The sequence below is a fragment of the Mangrovicoccus ximenensis genome, assembly GCF_003056725.1.
GTDB classification, from domain to species: domain Bacteria; phylum Pseudomonadota; class Alphaproteobacteria; order Rhodobacterales; family Rhodobacteraceae; genus Mangrovicoccus; species Mangrovicoccus ximenensis.
Genome location: NZ_QBKZ01000014.1, coordinates 116,649 through 138,310, shown reverse-complemented (window position 1 = coordinate 138,310; position 21,662 = coordinate 116,649). Strand labels below are relative to the sequence as shown.

Sequence of the window (21,662 nt, the reverse complement as noted above, 5' to 3'; positions counted from 1 at the left end):
CGCTCAGCGTTTCCGGGGCTTTCGCGGCGCCACCGGCGCCACGGTCCCCTCCAACTCTTCGGGATGACCTGCGGGCGCGATGAGAGTGACGCGGACCGNGCGACAGCGACAGCGACAGCGACAGCGACAGCGACCGGATGCTGATCCATGTCGACCAGGGCAAGGGGCGGAAGGATCGCAAGGTGATGCTGTCGCCGGGATTTCTGGACTTGCTGCGCGACTACTGGCGCGAAGCCCGTCCCGAGGGCTGGCTGTTTCCCGGCAAGCCGAAGATCAATCCGCTCTCGCCGCGGCAGCTGAACCGGGCATTCACGCCGGCCAAGACCATGGCCGGGATCAAGAAGGCAGCCACCCTGCACACCCTGCGACACAGCTTCGCGACGCATCTGCTGGAAGCGAACACCGATGTGCGGGTCATCCAGGTGCTGCTCGGGCACGCGAAGCTGACCACCACGGCACAGTACGCGCATGTCGCGACCAAGACGATCCGCGGCACCGTCAGCCCCTGCGAAATGCTGGCCAAGCTGCAGGACCGGACCGCGAAAGGAAGCCCCGGGTGACCGGGCGCCGGAGGCCCCGGCCAAGGCTGGAGATCGCTGACATCTTCCGTGCGCATGGTCCTGCGTGGCGACGGACCAATGCCGGGCATGTCAGCCTGGCCCAGCTCAAGGTGATGTCAGCGATCGAAGCCTGCCGGACGGAGGCGCTCGGCGGGCATGTCGCGTACAATTCCTGCAAGATACCATTGCCCGGCAGGCGATTTGGCAGAGCCAAATCCGCCGAGAGGGGGCACTGTCCGAAGTGCCAGGGGCCCGCGGCGCGCGACTGGATGGCCGCGCGCGCCGAAGACCTTCTGCCCGTGGAATACTTCCACGTCGTCTTCACCCTCCCGGCGGAAATCGCGCAGATCGCGTTCTGGAACAAGAAGGCCGTCTATGGCCTGCTGTTCCGGACGTCTGCCGAAACCCTGGCCACCATCGCTGCCGATCCCCGGCATCTCGGCGCTCGGGTCGGCATGACCTCGGTGCTGCACACCCGGGGATCGGCGCTGACGCATCACCCCCACATCCACATGATCGTGCCCGCTCTCGGGCATCGCATGCAATGCCCTGCCGGGCAGCGGCCTGTCGCCGGTCGGGTCGCGATGGATCCCGTGCCGCCCCGGGTTCTTCCTGCCGGTGAAAGTCCTGTCCCGGCTGTTCCGCCGCCTCTTTCTGGAAGGCCTGTCGTTCTTCGGCGACCTCACGGGCCTCGCCGATGCCGGCACCTTCAGCGCCTGGCTGGCGCCGTTCCGGAGGATGGACTGGGTGGTCATCGTGCCGGAGGCACGGCTTCGACACGACGCCAAGCCGCCCTTCGGCGGACCGGGGGCCGTGCTGGCCTGTCTCGGACGTTACACCCATCGTGTCGCGATCTCGAACAGCCGCCTGGTCAGCGCCGACAGCACGGCGGTGGCGTTCCGCTGGAAGGACCACCGCGTCAAGCATGGCGACCGGATGAAGGTGATGCGGCTCGGGAGCGGCGAGTTCATCCGCCGCTTCCTCCGGCACGTCCTGCCCGACGGGTTCCACCGCATCCGCCACCAGGGTTTCCTCGCCAGCGGGGTCCGAAAGGCCAGCGTTGCCAAAATCAGGGCGCTGATCGGGGGGATCCGGGCTCACCCGGCGGACACGCCGCCGGAGGAGGACGCGCCGACCCCCTTCGCGCGGCGCGAGCCAGCCCGTGCTGTGGCGGTCCGATGTGCAGCATCGAGATCTTCCGGCGCGGACAGGTGCCGCGATCGCGCGCGCCGCCACGGGAGCAGGCCGCATGACGAAACGCCCGTCCTCGTCGCGAAGATTGCCCCGGCGCGCGCCTATCGGCCGGATAGCTCCGTTCGTCCCCGGAGGTCAGCTTGGCTTGCCGGAGGTGGATCGACGACGTTCCCGCCCCCGGACTTCATGATCCCGCCATGCTCCAGTTCACCGCGTGGCCCGCATGGCCGTCCCGACGGACGTGAGGTGATAGCCGTCGATACTGGCCGCAGCACGCTTTCCCCATAGACATCCACCGGCGGCCCGCGGGGCCCACCCTCGCGCTGCAGCCCGCATCGAAAACCCTTCACCAATCCGGACATCCGCAGGGGCTGGAAGCCGTCCTGCCCGGAAGCGCCTCGGTCTCGCTGGCGGCGCTGCGTGGCACATCTCCGGTCTACGCCGCCTCCGGCCACGGCCACGGCCACGGCCACGGGGTGATCGAGGTTCCCGGAAACCTCGTCCAGCCGCCGCTGGCCTCGCACATGCTTGCAGTCCACACCATGGTGAGGAGATTTCCCTACGTCAACACCGACGGCCAGGTGTCCTAGAGCCTTGCCATCGCGGTGAACCAGATTTCACCGCCATCAAGGATGTGGTCGTCAGCGCGGTGGTCGAGACCCCGTTCTACATCCCGTGGGAGGGGCGGCGGCACCGGGGGGCTCACGACCGGGACTTACGGCGGCTGGGGCCGCGTGGAGTCGTTCATCCCGATCCCCGACTTCCTGCCGCCAGCCCGGACTGCGCCGGAGCCGACCCAGGGCGATGACCTGCTCGACCTGTCGGCGGCGGACGCAGGCACAGCCATGGATGCGCTCGGCGGCGACGACACGGTGACCGGCCCTTCCCATGCCGACACGCTGGACGGCGGGTAGGTGCGGACGTGATCGGCGGCGGCTGCCGCTCCGATCTGATCGGCGGCGGCATCGGAGATGACGTGATACACGGCCAGCGCGGCCTGGGCCGGAACCGCGGCGATGGCGGCGACGACACGCTGAACGGGAATTTCGGGAGTGACCGGCTCAGGGGCAACGCGGGCGACGACCGGCTCGACGGCGGCTTCGGCGACAACACGCTGTCGGACGGTCAGGACAAGGACGTTCTTCTGGGCCGTCAGGGCGCTCATGTCTTCGAGATGGCGCTGGACGGCGACATGGACGAAATCCGCGATTTCGAGAACGGCACCGACCGGATCGACCCCTCGGCCCGGGGGATCCGCTGTGGCAATCTCCTGATTGAGACCCGGCAGATCGGAGGCCTGCGCATCACTTGGGACGACGAAATTCTGATCCTGAAGACCAAGACGGGTACCATCGCCGCCGGAGACATCGACAGCGGCGACTTCCTGTTCTGACGGCTTCAGCGGTGGCGGCGGAGATAGACGTAATAGGCGCCGGTTCCGCCATGCTTCAGATGCGCCTCGGCGATCTGCAGCACCATCAGGCGCAGCGGGCCAGTGTGCAGCCATTGCGGCACCTGGTGCTTCAGCACGCCGCGCGGGACCGGCATCGGGCCCGGCTCGTCGCGCTCCTTGCCCTTGCCGGTGATGACGAGGACCAGCCGCATCTGCCGCATGTAGCTTTCCGAAATGAACCGGGTCAGCGCGGGATGCGCCTGGTCCTGGGTCATGCCGTGCAGGTCGATCCGCGCCTCGGGCACCAGCTTGCCCTTCTTCATCCGGCCGAAGGCCTTGCGGTCCATGTTGACCGGCGCCTTGGCGATGGCTTCGGAGATCGGCGGCGACAGGTCGTGGCGGCCGGAACCTGCCCGGGCGCGTTCGCCGACGCGGAAGGCTGGGATGCGCAGGTCGGGACCGGCCGGATCGGCCTCGCGGGCCGGGTGCGGCGCCGGGGTCTTGGCGCGCCCAGCAGGCCCGCGCCCCGTGCCGCGGCGATGGCGCCTTCGACATGCGCCGCCGTGGGCAGCGAGAGCACGATAACCTCCGCCGCCGCGAAGACCTCTTCGGGGCTCGCCTTGGGCGCAATGCCCACCTCGCGGGCGCGGTCCTGCGCCGCGGGGGAAGGATCGTAGCCCGCGACCTCGAACCCGGCGCGGGCAAGGCTCGACGCCATGCCGAAGCCCATGGCCCCAAGCCCGATGACCCCGGCCCGTTTGCCTGTCGTCCCTGCCATGTGATCTCCTGTCGTTGTTCCGTGCCGGCCGCTTGGGGCCGGTGCTGCCGAAATCTAAACGGAAGAGACGCGTTCACAGATAGGGGTGCCGTTGAGCACATCGCGTTGCTCTCATGGCAACGCGAAAGATCACGCCCGGAAGGCCACCATGCGGTTCGACAGGAAGCTCGCCACCAATTCCACCGATTTCGGCAGGCGGCGGCGGGCGCGCACCATGAGGTGGGTGCTGACTTGGCGCAGCGTCGGCTCGTCCAGCTCGATCACTGCCAGATCGCCGCGATCCGCCTGAATGGACGCGGAAAATCGCGGCAGAAAGGTCACGCCCATGCCCGCGCTCACGTAGCGGATCAGCAGCGCGATGGAGGCGGTTTCCACATGAACCCGCAGCGCCAGCCCGCGGTCGGCGGCGACCTGTCCCACGAGGTGGCGGATGGCGTGGCGGCCGTCGAGCATGGCGACGGGATGCTCCAGCACCTCGGCCAGCCCGACACTCTGACGGCCCGCCAATGATGAAGTCGCAGGCACAACGGCGCAGAGCGGCTGGCGGCCCACGGCCAGCGAGCGGGTTGCCTCGGAAACCAGGGGATTATAGGCGATTCCGATATCGGCCTCGCCCTCGACCACCCGGCGCTGCAACTCGTCGGTGCCGGCGTGGTCGATGGCAAAGCGCAGTTCGGGCTGGAGCCGGCACAGCTCCGACAGCCCGTTCTCCATCAGATCGGCGGTGAATCCCTCCCCGAGCGCGATGCGCACGGTCTGCGTGCGTCCCTCGCGGTAGCGGCCGATCTGGTCGAGAAGGAAGGTCTGCTCGTCCTGCAGGTGCAGCGCGTGCTCGCGCAGGAGCTCCCCGGCCCCGGTCAGCATCACGCCCTTGGAGCTGCGCTCGAAAAGCGTCACCCCGAGCCGGGCCTCGGCCTCGGCGATCTTGCGCGAGATTGCCGAAGGCACGACGTTCAGCCGATCTGCCGCACGGCGGATCGAGCCCTCCTGCACGACCGCGAGAAACTCGCGCAGGAAGCGGCTGTCGAGCGCGTCCATCAGCCCTGCGTGGCGCGGCGGGCGAGGCGCACCCAGAACTCGGCACCGGCGGGCAGCACCGCGTCGTTGAAATCGAACTTCGCCGAATGCAGCCCGGGATTCACGCCCTCGCGCCCGGCACCGAGCCACAGATAGGCGCCCGGCACCTCGTTCAGCATGAAGGCGAAATCCTCCGAGGCCATGCTCGGGCCGGTCATCGCGGTATCGAGTCCCATCTCCGCCGCCACATCGCGGGCGAGCGAGGCCTCGGGGGCGGAGTTGATCGTCGCGGGATAGCGGCGCTGGTAGTCGATATTGGCGGTGCACCCCTGCGCGGCGGCCTCGGCGGCGGCCACGCGCCGCACGCGCTCCTCGATGATGTCGCCGGCCTCGGCGCCGAACCAGCGGCAGGTGCCGCTGAGCACCGCGCGGTCGGGGCAGACGTTATAGGCCGATCCGCTGTGGATCTGCGTGACCGAGACCACGCCCGGCTCCAGCGGCGAGAGGGCACGGGCCGGGATCTCCTGCAGCGCCGCAGCGGTGCGGCCGGCAGCGGCGATCACCCCGTCGGATTGCTCGGGCATGGCACCATGGCCGCCCTTGCCGAGGATCTCGATGTCGAAGACCGAGAAGGCCGCCATCATCTTGTCGTCGCGTGCCACGAAACGTCCCGGCGCGAGGCCGGGCCAATTGTGGATGCCGAAGACCTTGTCGACGGGAAACTGCGTGAACAGCCCCTGGTCGACCATGACCCGCGCGCCGCCCTCGCTTTCCTCGGCTGGCTGGAAGATCAGCGTGACGGTGCCCTGCCCGACGCCTTCCGCCGCGATCTGCCGCGCAGCGAGCAGCAGCATGGCGGTGTGCCCGTCATGGCCGCAGGCGTGCATCTTGCCGGGGATGGTCGAGGCATGGGCCGCGCCCGTCGCCTCGACGATGGGCAGCGCGTCGATGTCGGCCCGCAGGCCGATCACCGGCGCGCCCTGTCCCATCTGCGCGACGACGCCGGTGCCCGCGAGACCGCGATGCACCCGCCAGCCCCAGCCGGCGAGCAGCCCGGCGATCATCTCCGAGGTCCGATGCTCTTCGAAGCCCAGCTCGGGGTGACGGTGCAGGTCGTGGCGCCAGGCAATGGCTTCGGCGATGTGGTCCTGGTCGAACATGGGGTCTCCTCGGGCGCGCTCGGGCGCTCCGTCTTGTATCAGGGCGCCTCCGGCGCCTCCTGGAAGGTGAGAAGGATGCCGCCCAGCCGTGCCTGGTCGGTCAGGACAAGTGCGCCACCGATCTCGCGGCAGGCAAACCCGCCCGCGTCGACGAAGGGGCGGACCCGATCGAGCGCGCGGCAGGCGATGTCGAGCGAGATCACCGAGGGCGCGCCGTCCGGAGCAAGGTCTTCGGGCGGCGGGCCGAAGACGGCCCGGGCGGCATCGCGGCCGAGCACCCGCCAGTGCCCCTTGCCGGTGGTGACGGTGAAGCCCCAGCCGGTCTCGGTCACCGCCTCGGGGCCATGCAGCGTGGCGAGCCAGTCCTTCACCGCGGCCTGGTCCCGCGGCGCGGCAAGGATCGTCGCAGAAACAAAGCCATGCGCGCCGTTGGGGTGGTCCATCCACACGGGGAATTCGATCAGGTCGCGCCTGTGCTGCTGGCAGGCGAACATCGACAGCCGCGGCAGGTCTGCGCGGGTGAAGATCTTCAGCGTGGTTGCGGTACGGTCCGGCATGCCGTCATCGCGGGTCACGTCGCGTCCGAACTCGATCGTGCCCTCGCAGTGACCGCCCCGCGCGACGACTGCCGCTTCGTCCGCCGCCGCGTCCCCGGAGTTGAGCGCCGTGAGGGACACGCCTTCACGCTCGGCCAGCCAGTGCTGCACGTGCCGCCCGAAGCGGAAGTCTCCCGCCGGATACCCGTCGAGCAGGCTCCCGTCGCCGATCCCCACGAGTTCCAGCAGTTGATTGCGGAAGATCACCAGCGCGGTCGAGGTGCCCCAGGGGTGCATCCCCGGCGGCTTCATCAGGAACCCGAGCGAAAGGTAGGTCTCGCGCGCCGCGGCCAGATTGCGCACGCAGACCAACGGATGGTCGATCCCGAGCGACGTCATTCCGCCCGGCCTTTCAACTCTGCCAGCGTTGCAAACCCGGCGAAACGCCCGGCGCCGCGATCTGTGCCGCGGGGGCCGGTCACGACATGGCCGGGCGGGACATCCCTGGTCACGATCGCTCCGGCAGCCACCGTCGCCCCAGCCCCCACCTCGACCGGCCCGAGGATCATCGCGCCCGCGCCGACCACCGCGCCGCGGCGCAGCTTGGGATGCCGCCCTTCCCCCATGTCGACGAAGTTCGACCCTAGCGTAACCCCGTGCCAGAGGCTCACATCTTCTTCGATCACCGTCGTCTGGCCGATCACCAGCCCGAGCCCGTGATCGAACCAGACGCCGCGGCCAATGGTTGCCTGCGGCCAGATCTCCACCGAGAGCGCCCGGGTGAACTGGCTCTTGACCGCCAGCGCAAGCTCTTCGCGCCCGGCCTCCCAGAGCGCCCGGCTCACCCGGTAGGACAGAAGCGCGTGATAGCCGTTGGCGAAGAGCAGCACGCGCGGTGACCCGCCGGGCTGATCGTCGCGCGCGCTGGTGGCCAGCAGATCGTCGAGAGCCGTATCCAGCACCTCGGCATCGTGGCGAAGGAGCTCCGCCGTCAGCCCGCGCAGCCAGGCCCGCGCCCTGCTCTCGGACAGGCAAGCAGTCAGCGCGGCGGCCATCAGTTCGGGCAGATCGGTCAGCTCGCCAGCCTCGACCCCGAGCAGCACCGGCAGCCCGGTCTCGCCGGCGAGCAGGTCACGGGTGTCGGGCAGAAGCGTCTGCTGCAGGGAATGTCCGCTCATGGGGCCTCGCGGGTGGTCGAAGGGTTCTGCGAAGCTGCCCCGACTACAGTGCTGCGCACAAGAGCAGAAATATACCCATCGCGTTGCTCTGAGCAGAACGCCAAGGCCGCGGCACAAGACGCTGCGGGGCAAAGTTTCGCTTGAGTTCCAATCGCCGCGCGCATGTGTGGGCTGCACCCCGAGATTTGCTACCGCACGTCGGAAGACGGTCCCCAAGTTGACGCCGTCATTTATGATGGGGTCGGCGCGCCTGATCATGTCTTGCAGGAAACCGCAGGCGAGTCTCGGGACGGCGGCGACCAGGGGCCAAGGGATTGCCGTGAAAGTGCGCGATCCGGGCCTTTCGTTCGCGGAGCATGAAGGGCGGCTCTAAGCCGAAAGCTCCGGATGGCCCTCGGCCGGAAGGCGCCGGTCCGAGGCCCGCTTCCTGCGCTCTGCCCCAGTACGGCAGATGAAGATGAACCGTGGGATTTGGGGAGCCCGGCCGCGGCGGTGCGAGCATCGTCCTCATCGTCGGGACCGGCCGCTTTTGCGGTTTCACCGCTTGGGCGCCGCCGCGCCGCCGCAAGTCCGCTTCCCCTTGCCGGTCACAGTCGACCTCTCGCGCCGGACGCCGCCGCGACCGGCTGTAAAGGGGCTGAGCGCGGGCGCTCGAGACGTCGGGCGCGACCGGCTGGTTCCGCCCTTCGGCCCGGCATGGTGACAGCCGATGAACCATCAGCGCCATCGCTAGGATTCCGCGTCGCCGCAAGGCTGGAGAGAGCCCCAAAGCTTCCTGTCACCATTTCTGTGCTGTATGCGCACGCAACGAAAACGCAGAAGCTTCGCGCCGCGGAGGGCGCCGCGGTGCAGAGGAGGGCGTTGTTGTACAAAGAGGCTCCGGGATTCACTTCGTGAATCCAATGTAGTAGCGGGCTTGCATGAGCAAACCGCCGAAGCCGACCTACAAGACCACCAACTGGCCCGCATAGCGAGCCGTTGCGCGCCACCGGTCCGAGCGCAGCGGCGAGCGAGGCGCTGAAGCAGCGTGGATCGCTGACGGTCTTGTTCGATCCCTCGATCGTCGCCAGAAGACCTTGGACGTCACCATCCCGTACCGCGGCTCCAAGGGCGCGCTGCACCTGCCCGTCCCCTCTCGGGCATTGCTGCGCAATATCCTGCCGGGCAGCGGACAGCACCGGCATCAAGGTGGAAAGCGAAGGGTGCGGAATGACCGTGGCCCCGGTGGGGCCGCGAAAGCGCGCGGCACGGCACACGCGCAAGCATGGCGGCTCGAAACGGCGCGTTCGCGGGTTCGCTCGGACCGGTGGCGCGGCCCGCTCACGGCGCAAGATACACCTCGGGATCGACGGGCAAACATTGGAGATCCGGGCCGTCGAGGTCACGTCCAGCAATGTCGGCGAAGCGCCAATGCTGCCGGACCTGCTCGCCCAGATCCCGGCGGAGGAGGAGATCGCCACCGTCACGGCCGAGTTGCCAGCGGATGCGCCATCGGTTCGAGCACCGCTGGCGACGCCTATGGCACGCGCGCCTGCCATGATGCCATCGCGGCCCGCGGAGCAGCGGCGGTTCGTCGGGCAAAAGGTCCCCCGGACCTTTTGCTGAACCTCCTCACTTCCGCCCCGCCGAAATGCCCGGCCCTGGAAGCCGGACACGGCAGGAGTTCGCGCACGCAACGAGATCCTGCGGGCATCGAAGCACCTGGGCCGGGCGCTGGGGCGGAACTGGAGCGGGCACCACCGCCGGAGCAGGGTGGAAACGAAGATGAACTGCGTGAAGCAGCTCGGCCAGCGGCTGATGTCGCGGGACTTCGACCGCCAAGTTGCCGAAGTCCAGATCCGCGCGGCGGTGCTCAACCGCTTCACGGCACTCGGCATTCCCACGACCGTGGCCGCAGGACAGGTGTGTCCGGGGAAAGGGGGACTGCGGTCATCAATTGATTTGTGCAACAGCGCCCTGTCGCGGGAAATCCCGAACTGACGCGCAACCTCGCGCTGGCTCATGCCTTCTGAACAAGCCAGACGAACCTTCCGATACAAATCCACGGTGAAAATCCCCCTGCCCTCCTGCCGCGAGGAAAGGTAAAGGTGAACGACTTTTGCGCCGCCCGCAGCGGACTCTTCCCGCCGCCACCGTGGTCGACTTTCCCACCGCCGTCTCAAACGGCGCGTTCTGGATGACGGTGTCGATCTCCTCGAACATCCGCGGACCCATCACATGGATCGTGTTGAAGGTCTCGCCCGACACGTTGACGAAAGTCATCTCGGGCGGGTTGTCCGCCTGGCCCAGAGGATAGAGGCGGAGCATGTTCTGGGTCTGCGTGACCGCCTGATCGGTCGGGCCGGCAGGATGCCCAGCCGAACCCGTTTGGCGCCGAGCGTTTCCGCAGCGAAGGGGAGAACCTCTGGGCGCGGCCGTCCATGCGGTCCAGGTCCGGCCGCTGCAATCACCATGAGCGGCTCCGGGAGGTCGGACAAGGGGATGTGCCTCTGTTAGCCGCGGTGCAGAGAACCGCCGCAGCCCGTTGTCCGAAATTTTTTTGCACGTAGTTGCAAAGCGTCATGCCCATGTCATCTCTTCCCTCTACGACGCCTGCGGAATATAGGCAGGACGGACATGGCGACCATTGCAAGCGGAACGGAGCGGCTGCGCCCAGGTGCAAGGATCAGGCACGGCATCCAAGTGGCGCGGCAGGACCCGACCCTTCTGATCGGGCTGGGACTGCTCGCGCTGTTCCTCGGTCTTATCGTGGTGCCGGTGGTCTCGATCTTTTCGGACATGCTGGTGACGCGGCACGAACCGGCAGCCCGGCCGGAGCCTGGACTGGCTACTATCTCGAGCGCGCCTTCGGCTCGCGCATGGCGCAGATCCTGTTCTGGACGCCGCTGTGGAACACCCTCGCCGTGGCCGGGACCGCGACGGCGGCGGCGCTGGCGATCGGCACGCTGCTGGCCTGGCTCCTGGTCCGCTCGGACCTGATCGGGCGGCGCTGGCTGGCAACCGCGCTGGTCATCCCATTCATGCTGCCGGCCTGGACCTTCGCCCTCGCCTGGACGGTGCTCTTCAAGAACGCCACCACCGGCGGCCAGCCCGGCTGGCTCGAGGCTATGGGCGTGCAGCTACCGGACTGGGTGTCCTACGGCGCCTTTCCGACCACCGTCATCATGACGCTGAACTTCATCCCCTTCGTGATCCTGCTGGTCGGCAACGCGCTGCGCCGCTTCGACAGCCAGCTCGAGGAAGCCGGACGGATGCTCGGCGCCGGCCGCGGCACTATCGCGCTGCGCATCGTCTTCCCGCTGATGCGCCCGGCGGTGATGTCGGCCTGCCTGCTGATGTTCGCCGACGCGATCGGCGAGTTCTCGGTGCCCTATGTGCTCGGCCTGCCGGTGCAGTTCGAGACGCTCGCCACCTCGCTCTACCGGGCGATCAACACCCAGCAGACAGGCATGGCTGCAGTCTTTGCCGGGGTGATCATGGCGATCGGCATCGTCACGCTGAGCCTGGACACCTGGATGATGCGCGAGGCCCGCCGATTTGCCACGGTCGGCGGCAAGGGCGCCATGGAGCGCCGCCAGAACCTCGGCCTGCTGCGCTATCCGGCCTTCGCGCTGGCGCTGGCAATGTTCTTCATCGCGGTGATCCTGCCCTTGGGCGCGCTGGCCCTCTCGACGGTCATGCATCTGCCGGGCCGGTTCGAGGCCTCGAACTTCACGCTCGACTACTGGATCGGCAGCGGCCTCGGCACCATCGCGCTGGAGACCGGAATCCTGCGCGCCCCGGAGTTCTGGGCAGCCGCCTGGAACTCGGTGCGGATCGTCGGCACCGCCTCGCTCTGCGCCGGGATCCTGGGGCTGCTGACCGGCTATGTCGTGACCCGCGTGCCGGTCCGGGGCGTCGGCACGGCGCTCCGCCAGATCACCTTCTTCCCCTATCTGGTGCCGGGGATCGCCTTCGCCGCCGCCATGCTGTCGCTCTTCGCGGTGCCGCACGGTCCGCTGCCCGCGCTCTACGGCACGCCCTGGATCCTGCTGCTGGCCCTCGTCGCCGACCAGATGCCCTTCGCCTCGCGGGCCGGGATCTCGGCGATGACCCAGCTCGGCCGCGATGTCGAGGAAAGCGCCCGCGTCGCAGGGGCGGGCTGGCTGCGCCGCATGGCCGCGATCATCCTGCCGATCCAGAAGGGCGCGCTGGTCACGGCGGTCCTCATGCCCTTCATCTCGGGGATCAAGGGGGTGAGCCTCTTCGTCATCCTCGCGGTCCCCGCCACCGACGTGCTGACCACCTATTCCATCCGCCTCATCGACTACAACTACACGCAGGCCGCCAATGCGGTGGTGCTGATGATCACGCTGATCGCCCTCCTGGGCACGCTGGCCATCAACCGCATCACCCGCACCGGGCTGGCCCAGGGCCTGGAGAGCTGACCCATGCCGACCATCCATCTCGACCGTCTCCTCAAGCGCTATGCCAAGGGCGCCGCCCCGGCGGTGGACGGCCTCTCGCTGACCATCGCCGACGGGTCCTTCACCTGCATCCTCGGCCCCTCGGGCTGCGGCAAGTCCACCATCCTGCGCATGCTGGCCGGGCTGGAGACCGCGACCGCCGGCGAAATCCGCATCGGCAACCGGGTGCTCGACAGCATCGCCATGGGCATCTTCGTCCCGCCGGAGAAGCGCGGGCTGGGGCTCGTCTTCCAGTCCTACGCGCTCTGGCCGCACATGACGGTGCGCGACAACATCGCCTTCGGGCTGAAGGTCGCGAAGATGCCGCGGGCCGACCGCCGCGTGCGCGTCGCCGAGATGGTCCGCACGCTGCGCATAGACGGGCTCGAGGACCGCTATCCGGCGCAGCTTTCGGGCGGGCAGCAGCAGCGCGTCGCGCTGGCACGGACGCTGGCGCTGACCCCGGGGGTGCTGCTCCTCGACGAGCCGCTGTCCAATCTCGACGCGGCGCTGCGCCTGTCGATGCGCGCCGAGCTGGCGCGGCTGCACCGCGAATTCGGCACCACCATCGTCTTCGTCACCCATGACCAGTGGGAGGCCATGACCCTCGCCACCCATGTCGTGGTGATGTCGAAGGGCGAGCTGCAGCAATACGGCCGCCCGGACGAGATCTACGACCGCCCCGCGAACCGCTTCGTGGCCGAATTCATCGGCAACCCGCCGATCAACCTGATGCCCGCATCCAGCGACACCGCCCGCGCGCTCCTCGGCCAGACCAGGCATCCGGCGGCGGCGCAGGGCGCGATGCTGGGCCTGCGCCCCGAAGGCATGGAGCTCGGCCGGCGAGACAGCCCCGGCGCGGCATGCGGTGGCGGAAATCGGTCAGCCAGGGGGCCATCTCGCCCCCCGTCCGGACCCCCTTCGGCCCGAGGCGGCCGAGCAGGTCATCCGCGAGGCTGCAGGCCAGCACCTCGGTCATGCCGCGGCGAGATCCGCCGCGCCGAAGCCCGCGAAGGCCGCCTTCAGCGCCTCCATCGTCTCGTCGGAGGGCTGGACCAGCGGACGGCGCACCGGGCCGGCCTTGACGCCGCACATCTCCATGTAGACCTTCAGCGGCCCCGGATTGGTCTCGCGGAACACCGAGGAGATCACCGGGCCGAGCGCGTTCGACATCTTCACCGCCGCCTTCAGGTCGCCCGCCCGCGCGGTCTCGAAGACCTTGATCCAGTGGCCGGGATACATGTTCGCCGTGGCCAGGACGCCACCGGTGGCGCCGAGCGCGACATGGGTCGCGAACAAGGGCTCCTCGCCCGAAAGGACCGACATCCTGTCTCCGGCCAGCTCCATCGTGCGGATGAATTCCGGCAGATCGTAGGAGGAGTATTTCATGCCGATGATCGCGCCGTCATCGGCCAGCTGCGCCAGCGTCTCGGCCTTGAAGGCGACGCCGGTGCGGCGCGGGATCTCGTAGGCCATGACCGGCAGGTCGACCGCGTCGCGGTAGGCGCGGTAATAGTCGATCATGCCCTCCTGGGGACCGGGCGCGTAATAGGGCGTGACCAGCATGACGCCCGCGGCGCCGGCCTTGGCGAAGTCGTTGCCGGTTTCCACCGCGTCATGGAAACCGGTGGAGAGCACGCCGGGCATCACCGGGCGGCCATCGGCGGCCTCGACGCAGGCCGAGACGATGCCCGCGCGTTCGGCCCGCGACAGCGCCGGGTATTCGCCGGTGCCGCCGATCGGCACGATGCCCGCGGCGCCCGCCTCGATCTGAAGCGAAACAAGGGCCTTCAGCGCGTCGTAATCCACCGCGCCTTCGGCGGTGAAGGGGGTGACGATGGCGGTGAAGAGACCCTGCAGGTCGTCCTTGGTCAGCATGGGAGAAGTCCTTGAAAGATCTGGCGCGGCATCAGAGGAAACCGAGCAGCCGCGGGAGGGTGAGGGAAATCGCGGGGACATAGGTGACGAGCACCAGCACCACGAGATTGGAGACGAGGAAGGGCATCGCCGCGCGGACGATCCTGCCCAATGGCACGCCGGAGATCGACGAGCCGAGATAGAGCGCCAGCCCGTAGGGCGGCGTGATCAACCCGATCATCACGTTGACGACCATGATGACGCCGAAATGCACCGGATCGACCCCCATCGCCGCCAGCAGCGGCGTGAAGAGCGGCGCGAACAAGAGGAGCTGCACCGAATCCGACACCCAGAGCCCGTTGACCAGAAAGAACAGGTTCAGCATCAGCAGCAGCATCCAGGGCTGCAGGTTCGCCGCCTCGACCATGGCCTGCAGCTCGGCAGGCACCCGCTCGTTCGCCAGGATCCAGGAGATCACGGTGGCGAAGCCGACGATCAGGTAGACCGAGGCCGAGGTCCGCGCCGAGCGGTCGAGGATCGCCCAGAGCTCCTTCAGGCTCAGCGAGCGGTAGGCGAAGATGCCGATCACCAGCCCGTAGGCGACGGCGATGGCGGCGGCCTCGGTCGCGGTGAAGATGCCGCCGACGATGCCCCCGATGATGATCAGCGGCATGAAGATCGCCCAGAAGGCATGCAGGACGATGCCGAAGGCTACTTGCAGATTCAGTCCCTTGATCGGGTTCGTCGGGAAGCCGCGGCGCCGCGCGATGACGTAGATCACCGCCATCTGGAAGAGCCCGAGCAGCATCCCCGGCACCGCGCCCGCGAGGAACAGCGCGGCGACCGAGGTGTTGGTCAGCGCCGAGAACATGATCAGCGGGATCGAGGGCGGGATGATCGGCCCCTGGATCGCCGAGCTGACGGTGACGGCGGCGGCGAAATCCTTCTGGTAGCCGTCCTTCTCCATCATCTTCATCTCGACCGGGCCGAGCGCGGAAATGTCGGCCAGCGCCGAGCCGGAGACGCCCGAGAACATCATCGAGCCGACGACGTTGACATAGGCCAGCCCGCCGCGCAGGCGGCCGACCATCAGGCGGCTGAGATTGACGAGGCGGTCGGTCATGCCGATCGCCGTCATGATCTCGCCCGCGATGATGAAGAGCGGGATCGACAGCCAGATGAAGACATCCATGCCGGTGAAGAACTTGTGGGCATAGATGTCGAGCATGTGGATCATGCCCGGCTTGACGAAGAAATAGGCGAGCCCGGCAAAGCCGATGGCGAAGATCACCGGGCTGCCCAGCACCATCAGGCCCAGCATCAGGCCGAGGGTTATCAGCAGGGGATGCTCCATGGCTCAGACCTCGGCATTCAGGATGGAGGGACCGGTCTTCGGCGAACCGCGCACCAGGTCGCGGATGGCGAGGACGATCATGTGGAACATCATCAGCGCGCCGCCGACCGGCACGGCGAGATAGATCCAGAAGAAGGAGATGCCGATGGTCACGGCGGTGCGGCGCTGGCCGAAAAGCGCATTTTCCCAGCCCTTCCACACCAGCACGAAAAGCAGCCCGGCCAAGAGCAGGCGGAACAGAGCGTTGCGCAGCGACAGCGCCCGCTCGGGCCAGAAATGGTCGAAGAAATCGACGCGGACCAGCTGTTCGTCCTTCACCAGCAGGCTGCCCGCCAGCATCACGGTCCAGATCATCAGGTAGCGCGCCGCCTCTTCGGGCCAGGGCAGCGAGGCGTTGAAGACATAGCGCAGACGACCTGCAGGATCAGGCAGGCGGCGACGGCGATCAGCGTGATCCGCGCCAGCGCCGAGGTCACTGCGCCCAGCCCGTCGGCCAGTCGTTCGAGGGTGTTCAGCATGGAATGCTCCGGTTGCGGCCCCTGGGGCCCGCGTCGTCAGTGGCCCCGCGCCGGGTAGGAGAGAGGGGGAGCCCCGGCGCGGGGCGCGGGACGGCCTCAGTCGGCCTGGGCCTCGGCGACCGCCGATTTGAGCCCGTCGATCAGGTCCTGGCCGACGATGTCGGCGAGGATGGTCTCGACCGGCGCCTGCACCTTGTCGACGAACATCTGGAATTCTTCCGGCGAAGGCTGGTAGATCTCGACCCCCGCCTCGGAAATCGCCGCGAGATCCTGGGATTCCTTGGCCTTGACGATGCCGAGGAGCGCAAAGGCCGCCTCGCCCGCCGCCTCGTCGACCGTCGCCTTCACGGCATCGGGCAGCGACTGGTAGTAATCCTCGTTCATCGCCACGATCGGCATGTTCAGCAGGTGATGGTCGAGCGTGTAGAACTTCTGCACTTCCTGCAGGTTCGCCATCAGCATCGTGTAGGGCGCGTTCTCCTGGCCGTCGACCACGCCGGTCTGCAGCGCGGAATAGAGCTCGGACCAGGCGATCGGGGTCGGGTTGGCGCCGAGCGCCTCGACCATGGCGACATGGATCGGGATCTGCTGGGTGCGCATCTTCATGCCCGCCATGTCTTCCGGCGACTTGATCAGCTTGGTCGAGCTGGAGAAGTTGCGGAAGGCCGAGGGCAGGTAGGAGATGATCCGCACGCCGGACTCTTCTGCGATGCGGTCGGACAGCGTCTTGCCGAACTCGCCGTTCATCACCTCGCGCGCGACCGAGGTCGACGGGAAGACATAGGGCATTTCCAGAACGGCGGCGATGTCGGTATAGGCCTGCAGATGGCCCGCGCTGATCCCCGCCACGATCTGCAGCGAGCCGCGCGCGGTCTGCTCCAGCATCGATTCAAGGTCGCCGAGCTGGCCGTTCGGGAAGACCTGCAGCTCGTACTCGCCGCCGGTCTGGGCGGAGAGGATGGAGTTGAAGACCTCGGTATAGGCCCAGTAGACGTTTTCCAGCAGGTCGCCCTCGCCGTCGACGGTGCCGATGCGGATCGTGTCGGCGAATGCCGGGGCAAGCGCGCCCGACAGGGCGACGGTCGCGGCGATGGTGCCTGCCTTCAGGGAGTTCAGCAGCATGGTCGGATCCTTCCTGTTGCCGTCAGGACCTCGGCCGCCGGGCCGGGCCTGTCTTGTTTGTCTTGGCCTCCCCAATGCGGCGCCAATCGGCACTTTCGTCAATATTTTTTCGCAAAGGAAACGATTAAGCGGGATATTACCCCCTTTTCCGATGACTTTTTCAGCATTATGAGGCGGACAGCGACCAAAAGACGGGCCTATCCCCGCGGTCCATTCGGAATTTGCAGGGCGATCCGTTTCGGATAGTGGAAAAGTCCCGAAGATGATCGCTATTCTCGGGGCAAGAGTTCAAGGAAAGGGGCATTGCATGGAGAGCGAGGCGAACGACCTCATGGGAACGGCCGACCCGGCGCCGCCCACCCCGCGCAGGCGCCCCGGACAGGCCGAGGGCGGCCTGGCGCGGCAGATCGAGACGCTGCGGCGCGAACGTGCGATGTCGCTGCAATCGCTGGCGCGCGCCTCGGGCGTGGCGGCCTCGACGCTGTCGAAGATCGAGCGCAACGAGCTGTCGCCGACCGTGGCGACGCTGCAGAAGATCGTGGCCGGGCTCGGCATCGAGATGTCTCAGCTCTTCGAGGAAGCCGCGCGCAGCGACGCGGTGCAGGGCCGCCGCGTGGTCACGCGGGCGGGCGAAGGCGCGCCGCATGCTTCGAAGAGCTGCAACAACGTGCTGCTCTGCGCCGAAATGAAGAACAAGAAGATGATGCCGGTGCTGACCCGGGTCACCGCGCGCGATGTCGAGGCCGACTATCCCGCCCTGCCCCGCTCGGATGACGAGGTCTTCCTGATGGTGCTGAAGGGGCGGATGCTGCTGCACACCTCGGCCTACCAGCCGCTGGAGATGGGCCCGGGCGACTCGGTCTATTACGACGCTTCGGCGGGGCATGCCTGGACTTCGGTCGGCCCCGAGGATGCCGAGGTCGTCTGGGTGATGACGGCATGACCCCGGACGACGGCTTCCGCAGCTTCGAGGAATGGCGCAAGGCCGCGAAGCGGCGCCTGCCGCGCGGCGTGTTCGACTATATCGACCGCGGCGTCGCCTCGGAGCTGTCGCTGGCCCGCGACCGCGACCGTCTCGACGCCGCCACCATCGTGCCGCGGATGCTGCGCGGGGCGCAAGCGCCCGACATGGCGACGGAGGTCCTCGGCACGCCGATGAGCAGGCCGCGCAGCCGCGGGGTCGCCAGGTAGATGCGGATGCCGCGGGTGGTGCGGTCCCAGATGCCGCGGTGCGGGCCGGGCTCGGGGGAGGGCAGCATCACCGACACGACCAGCGCCGCCGAGGCGAGGAAGCCTGCCGCGGTGCCGAAGAACAGCGCGTCATGGCCCATCACCGCGAGAAGCAGCGCCGCGAGGGCCGGCGAGACGATGTTTTCGAGGTCATGGGCCAGCCGCGACAGCGCCAGCGCGCGGGTGTAGCGCGCCTCCTCCGGCAGGATCTCGGGGATCGTCGCCTGGAAGGCAGGGGTGAAGGCGGCGGAGGCCGATTGCAGCACGAAGATCAGCACATAGACCTGCCAGGCTTCGGTCGCGAAGGGCAGGAGACACACCACCGCGCCGCGCCCCAGGTCGAGCCCGACAAGCAGGCGGCGGCGGTTGATGCGCTCGGCGAAGGCCGAGGCCACCGGCGCGATGCCGACATAGGCCGCCATCTTGATGGTGAAGATTGTGCCCAGCACCATCGCAGCGCCCTCGCCTGCGAGGTCGTAGGCGAGAAGCCCCAGCGCCACGGTGGCAAGCCCGGTGCCCAGCAGCGCCATGATCTGGGCGAGGAAGAGATGGCGGTAGGTGCGGTCGGCGAGGATGCCCAGCATGATGCGCTCAGAGATATCCGGGAGGCGTCCGCAGGCCGGGATGCGCCGCTGCGCCGCCCCCGGAGCAGCGGTCCGCATGGTTCTGGGATAGCGCCCGCCCGGCGTTGCGGATGGCGCGGTCAGCCGTCCGGAGCTGCCGCGCGATGCCGGGACCGTTCTCTCCGGTCGGGGCGGGGACCGGGCGGAGAGGCGCTTCGGCGCGTTCCGGCCAAGTTGCGACCTTGGGGTGGCTTGCATGGCGGTGCAGGGCTGTCATTACTGGATGCTAGCCTCGCCGGGAGGATGCGGCAAGGCAGGCAGGAGGACCCGGCATGGCGGCAAGGCGAGACAAGGGAGGCGCGGCACGGATCTTGGCGGCAGCCTGTGCCCTTGCGCTGCTCGCCGCCCAGGTGTTCCCCCCGCCGCATGTGCCGAAGCTCCTGCACGTGCTCTCCGACCATGCCGCGATGATCGCGGATCACGGCCACAGCCACGGGCTGGAAGAGGACATCGCCTGGGCGCTGCACGACCACAGCCACGACCAGGCCGATCACGACCATATCCAGGCGGTGCTGCCGTCCCGCCGCGGCGGGACGGCGCCGCTGGAGTTCTCCGCGCTCTGGCATGCTCCGGCGCTGGCGCATTGGACGCCGCCGGTCTTCCGCCTCGAACGGCCGCCCCGGGCCTGACATGTCCCGCAAGGGACCCGTCGGAAAAATGCGCCCTTTCAAGGAGACCCACATGCAATTTGCAGATGCGGGAGGACGGCTGCGGCTGGTCCTGCCCGCGCTGGCGGCCGTCGCGATGGCGACCGCCGCCGCCGCCCACAACGTCACCGAAGGCGATGCGGGCTACATCCAGGAAATCTGGGGGGTCCATCTGGTCCCCTTCCTCTATCTCGGCGCCAAGCACATGGTGACGGGCTACGACCACATCCTGTTCCTCCTGGGCGTGGTCTTCTTCCTCTACCGGATGAAGGAGGTCGGGCTCTATGTCAGCCTCTTCGCCCTCGGCCATTCGGCCACGATGCTCGCGGGCGTCTGGTTCGGCTGGGGCGTGAACGCCTATATCGTCGATGCAGTCATCGGCCTGTCGGTCGTCTACAAGGCGCTCGACAATTTGGGCGCCTACCAGCGCTGGTTCGGGGTGCAGCCGGATACCAGGGCCGCGACGCTGATCTTCGGCTTCGTCCACGGCACCGGGCTGGCGACCAAGATCCTGCAATACGACATCGCGCCGGACGGACTCTTGCCGAACCTGCTGGCGTTCAACCTGGGCGTCGAGATCGGGCAGCTTCTGGCGCTGGCCGTGATCCTGATCGTCATGGGCTGGTGGCGGAAATCGCCCAGGTTCATGGCCCAGGCCTATACCGCAAACGTGGTGATGATGAGCATGGGATTCATTCTCATGGGCTACCAGATCACCGGCTATTTCGTCGCCTGAAGGGAGACATCGCATGTTCAACAGCAACCGCCCCAGCCTCGACGAGCTTCCGAGCTCGGCCCAGCTCCTGCGCTCCACCGTTATCGCGGCGGGCGCCGCCGTCGTGATCCTCGTCACCGTGGTGCTTCCGGCCGAATACGGCATCGACCCGACCGGCGCGGGCCACGTGCTCGGCCTGGCCGAGATGGGCGAAATCAAGAGCCAGCTTGCCGAGGAGGCCGAGGCCGACCGGCAGATGGACCTGCAGGGCGACCAGTCCAGCCTGCTCGACGGAATTCTGGGCCTCTTCGTGGGCAAGGCCCATGCCCAGGAGCCCCCCGCCTGGCGCGACGAGGTCACCTTCACGCTCGAGCCCGACGCCTCGGCCGAGTGGAAGATGATGATGGAGAAGGGCGGCCAGGCGCAGTACCGCGTCACCGTCGAAGGCGGCCGGGTGAACTACGACCTGCACGGCCACGGCGGCGGCGAGACCGCCAATTACGAGCGCGGCCGCGGCTCGGCCGGCTCGGAGGGCGGCCTCATCGCGCCCTTCGAGGGCGAACACGGCTGGTTCTTCCGCAACCGCGACAAGGGTCCGGTCACCGTCACCGTGCAGGTCATGGGCGACTATTCGGAATTCTTCGAGATCCGCTGAACGGCGCGGGGCCGGGCATTGAACCGGCCCCGTCCTGCGGGATCGCCCGGCGGGGCCGGGCCCCGCCCGAGCCGCACATGCCGTGGATGTCCTGCCGGGCATCGTCCGCACATGGTTTCCCGGCTCGGAGCCTTCTTGCGGTCGCGGCCTCGCCGCGCTTTCCGGCGGCGGGGGCAGGACCTTCCGCAACCGTGCAGGCGGCGGGCGGTTGTCCGGATTGCCCCGGGACCCGGCGGGAGATGCGGGGCCGGGCAAGGCCCGGCCCGGTCCTGCGGGATCACTCGGCGGGGTCGAGCCCGCCGATGCCGTACATGCCCTCGCCATCCTGGCCGAGCATCATCCGCACATGGTCGCCCGGTTCGATGCCTTCGGGGACCATGAAGCCCTCCATCAGCGGCATGTCCATGGTCATCGCCGGCCAGCCGATCTCGGGGATCGGGCCATGGGTGACATTCACCGTTCCGTCGCCGAAGGAGTTCACCACCGCGTCGGCACCGACCATGGCGGGCATGTCCTGCATGTCCATCGGCATCCCGTCGGTCTCCATCGGCATGTCGCCGTGATCCATGCCGGTGTGGCTCGTCTGGGCCCAGGCGGCCGGGCCGAGGCAGAGCCCCAGGGCCAGGGTTGCAAGCATCGCGCGCATCTTTCTTCTCCTTGGAATGTGCGTGGAAAGGGAC

The 21,662-nt window shown here is 68.1% G+C and carries 21 protein-coding genes and 5 pseudogenes; 12 read left to right on the top strand and 14 right to left on the bottom strand.

The annotated features are described in order from the left end of the window. Positions 1 to 119: 119 nt before the first annotated feature. The 4 genes and pseudogenes from C7T91_RS40390 to C7T91_RS14765 all read left to right on the top strand — a co-directional run. Positions 120 to 560 (top strand): annotated as a pseudogene (locus C7T91_RS40390) (tyrosine-type recombinase/integrase); the annotation flags it as partial. Then, positions 557 to 1,813 (top strand): annotated as a pseudogene (locus tag C7T91_RS14775) (IS91 family transposase). The pseudogenes C7T91_RS40390 and C7T91_RS14775, both read left to right, overlap by 4 nt. A gap of 675 nt (positions 1,814 to 2,488) precedes the next feature. Next, positions 2,489 to 2,668, top strand: a complete 180-nt coding sequence (locus tag C7T91_RS14770) for a hypothetical protein (protein ID WP_108259914.1) — start codon at positions 2,489 to 2,491, stop codon at positions 2,666 to 2,668. 8 nt (positions 2,669 to 2,676) lie between these two features. After that, entirely contained in the window at positions 2,677 to 3,147 is a 471-nt protein-coding gene (locus C7T91_RS14765) for a calcium-binding protein (RefSeq protein WP_108259913.1), read from the top strand. Positions 3,148 to 3,152: 5 nt separating this feature from the next. Here the strand turns inward: C7T91_RS14765 and C7T91_RS14760 are convergent, their stop codons facing one another. From C7T91_RS14760 to C7T91_RS14735, 6 genes are all read right to left on the bottom strand, one after another. After that, complete coding sequence (locus C7T91_RS14760) at positions 3,153 to 3,494, bottom strand: Smr/MutS family protein (RefSeq protein WP_108259912.1); 342 nt, start codon at positions 3,492 to 3,494, stop codon at positions 3,153 to 3,155. Beyond that, positions 3,467 to 3,925, bottom strand: a complete 459-nt coding sequence (locus C7T91_RS35825; protein ID WP_269101561.1) for an NAD(P)-binding domain-containing protein — start codon at positions 3,923 to 3,925, stop codon at positions 3,467 to 3,469. The genes C7T91_RS14760 and C7T91_RS35825 overlap by 28 nt, the downstream gene beginning before the upstream one ends. Before the next feature lie 129 nt (positions 3,926 to 4,054). Further along, entirely contained in the window at positions 4,055 to 4,963 is a 909-nt protein-coding gene (locus tag C7T91_RS14750; RefSeq protein WP_108259911.1) for a LysR family transcriptional regulator, read from the bottom strand. Further along, entirely contained in the window at positions 4,963 to 6,102 is a 1,140-nt protein-coding gene (locus C7T91_RS14745) for an amidohydrolase (protein ID WP_108259910.1), read from the bottom strand. The genes C7T91_RS14750 and C7T91_RS14745 overlap by 1 nt, the downstream gene beginning before the upstream one ends. 38 nt (positions 6,103 to 6,140) lie before the next feature. Beyond that, positions 6,141 to 7,037 (bottom strand): VOC family protein, encoded by an 897-nt coding sequence (locus C7T91_RS14740; protein WP_108259909.1) that lies wholly within the window; start codon positions 7,035 to 7,037, stop codon positions 6,141 to 6,143. Beyond that, the gene (locus tag C7T91_RS14735; protein ID WP_108259908.1) at positions 7,034 to 7,816 is read right to left on the bottom strand and encodes a serine O-acetyltransferase; all 783 of its coding nucleotides are present in this window, start codon (positions 7,814 to 7,816) and stop codon (positions 7,034 to 7,036) included. The genes C7T91_RS14740 and C7T91_RS14735 overlap by 4 nt, the downstream gene beginning before the upstream one ends. A gap of 920 nt (positions 7,817 to 8,736) precedes the next feature. On the opposite strand from C7T91_RS14735, the pseudogene C7T91_RS14730 reads away from it, so the two are divergent. After that, a pseudogene (locus tag C7T91_RS14730) lies at positions 8,737 to 9,715 on the top strand (transposase); the annotation flags it as partial. A gap of 33 nt (positions 9,716 to 9,748) precedes the next feature. Here C7T91_RS14730 and C7T91_RS31650 read toward each other — a convergent pair. Continuing rightward, positions 9,749 to 10,078, bottom strand: a complete 330-nt coding sequence (locus C7T91_RS31650; RefSeq protein ID WP_236638247.1) for a hypothetical protein — start codon at positions 10,076 to 10,078, stop codon at positions 9,749 to 9,751. A 596-nt stretch (positions 10,079 to 10,674) separates the two neighbouring features. On the opposite strand from C7T91_RS31650, the gene C7T91_RS14720 reads away from it, so the two are divergent. Beyond that, positions 10,675 to 12,243, top strand: coding sequence for an ABC transporter permease (locus tag C7T91_RS14720; protein WP_201742110.1), 1,569 nt, complete (start codon positions 10,675 to 10,677; stop codon positions 12,241 to 12,243). Between the two features lie 3 nt (positions 12,244 to 12,246). Beyond that, positions 12,247 to 12,693 (top strand): annotated as a pseudogene (locus tag C7T91_RS35820) (ABC transporter ATP-binding protein); the annotation flags it as partial. Positions 12,694 to 13,236: 543 nt separating this feature from the next. Here C7T91_RS35820 and dapA read toward each other — a convergent pair. From dapA to C7T91_RS14695, 5 genes are all read right to left on the bottom strand, one after another. Beyond that, positions 13,237 to 14,139: a 4-hydroxy-tetrahydrodipicolinate synthase gene (gene dapA / locus C7T91_RS14710; RefSeq protein ID WP_108259906.1), complete on the bottom strand. Its 903-nt coding sequence runs from the start codon at positions 14,137 to 14,139 to the stop codon at positions 13,237 to 13,239. Positions 14,140 to 14,170: 31 nt separating this feature from the next. Next, positions 14,171 to 15,472 (bottom strand): TRAP transporter large permease, encoded by a 1,302-nt coding sequence (locus C7T91_RS14705; protein ID WP_108259905.1) that lies wholly within the window; start codon positions 15,470 to 15,472, stop codon positions 14,171 to 14,173. 3 nt (positions 15,473 to 15,475) lie between these two features. Beyond that, positions 15,476 to 15,826: a TRAP transporter small permease gene (locus C7T91_RS33575; RefSeq protein ID WP_201742109.1), complete on the bottom strand. Its 351-nt coding sequence runs from the start codon at positions 15,824 to 15,826 to the stop codon at positions 15,476 to 15,478. Next, positions 15,826 to 15,990 carry a hypothetical protein gene (locus C7T91_RS33570; protein WP_201742108.1) on the bottom strand — a complete coding sequence of 55 codons (165 nt, stop codon included), beginning with the start codon at positions 15,988 to 15,990 and terminating at the stop codon, positions 15,826 to 15,828. Before C7T91_RS33570 ends, C7T91_RS33575 begins: the two co-directional genes overlap by 1 nt. Positions 15,991 to 16,086: 96 nt before the next feature. Next, on the bottom strand, positions 16,087 to 17,112 hold the full coding sequence (locus C7T91_RS14695) for a TRAP transporter substrate-binding protein (protein WP_108259903.1): 1,026 nt from the start codon (positions 17,110 to 17,112) through the stop codon (positions 16,087 to 16,089). A 307-nt stretch (positions 17,113 to 17,419) separates the two neighbouring features. Between C7T91_RS14695 and C7T91_RS14690 the strand changes: the two genes are divergently transcribed. Both C7T91_RS14690 and C7T91_RS39515 read left to right on the top strand, forming a co-directional pair. Then, positions 17,420 to 18,055 carry a helix-turn-helix domain-containing protein gene (locus C7T91_RS14690; RefSeq protein WP_161555917.1) on the top strand — a complete coding sequence of 212 codons (636 nt, stop codon included), beginning with the start codon at positions 17,420 to 17,422 and terminating at the stop codon, positions 18,053 to 18,055. Beyond that, complete coding sequence (locus C7T91_RS39515) at positions 18,052 to 18,303, top strand: alpha-hydroxy-acid oxidizing protein (RefSeq protein ID WP_407943299.1); 252 nt, start codon at positions 18,052 to 18,054, stop codon at positions 18,301 to 18,303. Before C7T91_RS14690 ends, C7T91_RS39515 begins: the two co-directional genes overlap by 4 nt. On the opposite strand, the pseudogene C7T91_RS14685 reads toward C7T91_RS39515, so the two are convergent. Then, a pseudogene (locus C7T91_RS14685) lies at positions 18,270 to 18,926 on the bottom strand (MFS transporter); the annotation flags it as partial. The gene C7T91_RS39515 and the pseudogene C7T91_RS14685 sit on opposite strands and share 34 nt — an antisense overlap. Before the next feature lie 311 nt (positions 18,927 to 19,237). On the opposite strand from C7T91_RS14685, the gene C7T91_RS14680 reads away from it, so the two are divergent. The 3 genes from C7T91_RS14680 to C7T91_RS14670 are packed head-to-tail and all read left to right on the top strand — an operon-like array spanning position 19,238 to position 20,982. After that, positions 19,238 to 19,594 (top strand): hypothetical protein, encoded by a 357-nt coding sequence (locus C7T91_RS14680; protein WP_108259900.1) that lies wholly within the window; start codon positions 19,238 to 19,240, stop codon positions 19,592 to 19,594. A 52-nt stretch (positions 19,595 to 19,646) separates the two neighbouring features. Then, the gene (locus tag C7T91_RS14675; protein ID WP_201742107.1) at positions 19,647 to 20,348 is read left to right on the top strand and encodes a HupE/UreJ family protein; all 702 of its coding nucleotides are present in this window, start codon (positions 19,647 to 19,649) and stop codon (positions 20,346 to 20,348) included. Between the two features lie 13 nt (positions 20,349 to 20,361). Continuing rightward, positions 20,362 to 20,982: a transmembrane anchor protein gene (locus C7T91_RS14670; protein WP_108259898.1), complete on the top strand. Its 621-nt coding sequence runs from the start codon at positions 20,362 to 20,364 to the stop codon at positions 20,980 to 20,982. 277 nt (positions 20,983 to 21,259) lie between these two features. Here the strand turns inward: C7T91_RS14670 and C7T91_RS14665 are convergent, their stop codons facing one another. Then, positions 21,260 to 21,628 (bottom strand): copper-binding protein, encoded by a 369-nt coding sequence (locus tag C7T91_RS14665; protein WP_108259897.1) that lies wholly within the window; start codon positions 21,626 to 21,628, stop codon positions 21,260 to 21,262. Positions 21,629 to 21,662: the final 34 nt, after the last annotated feature.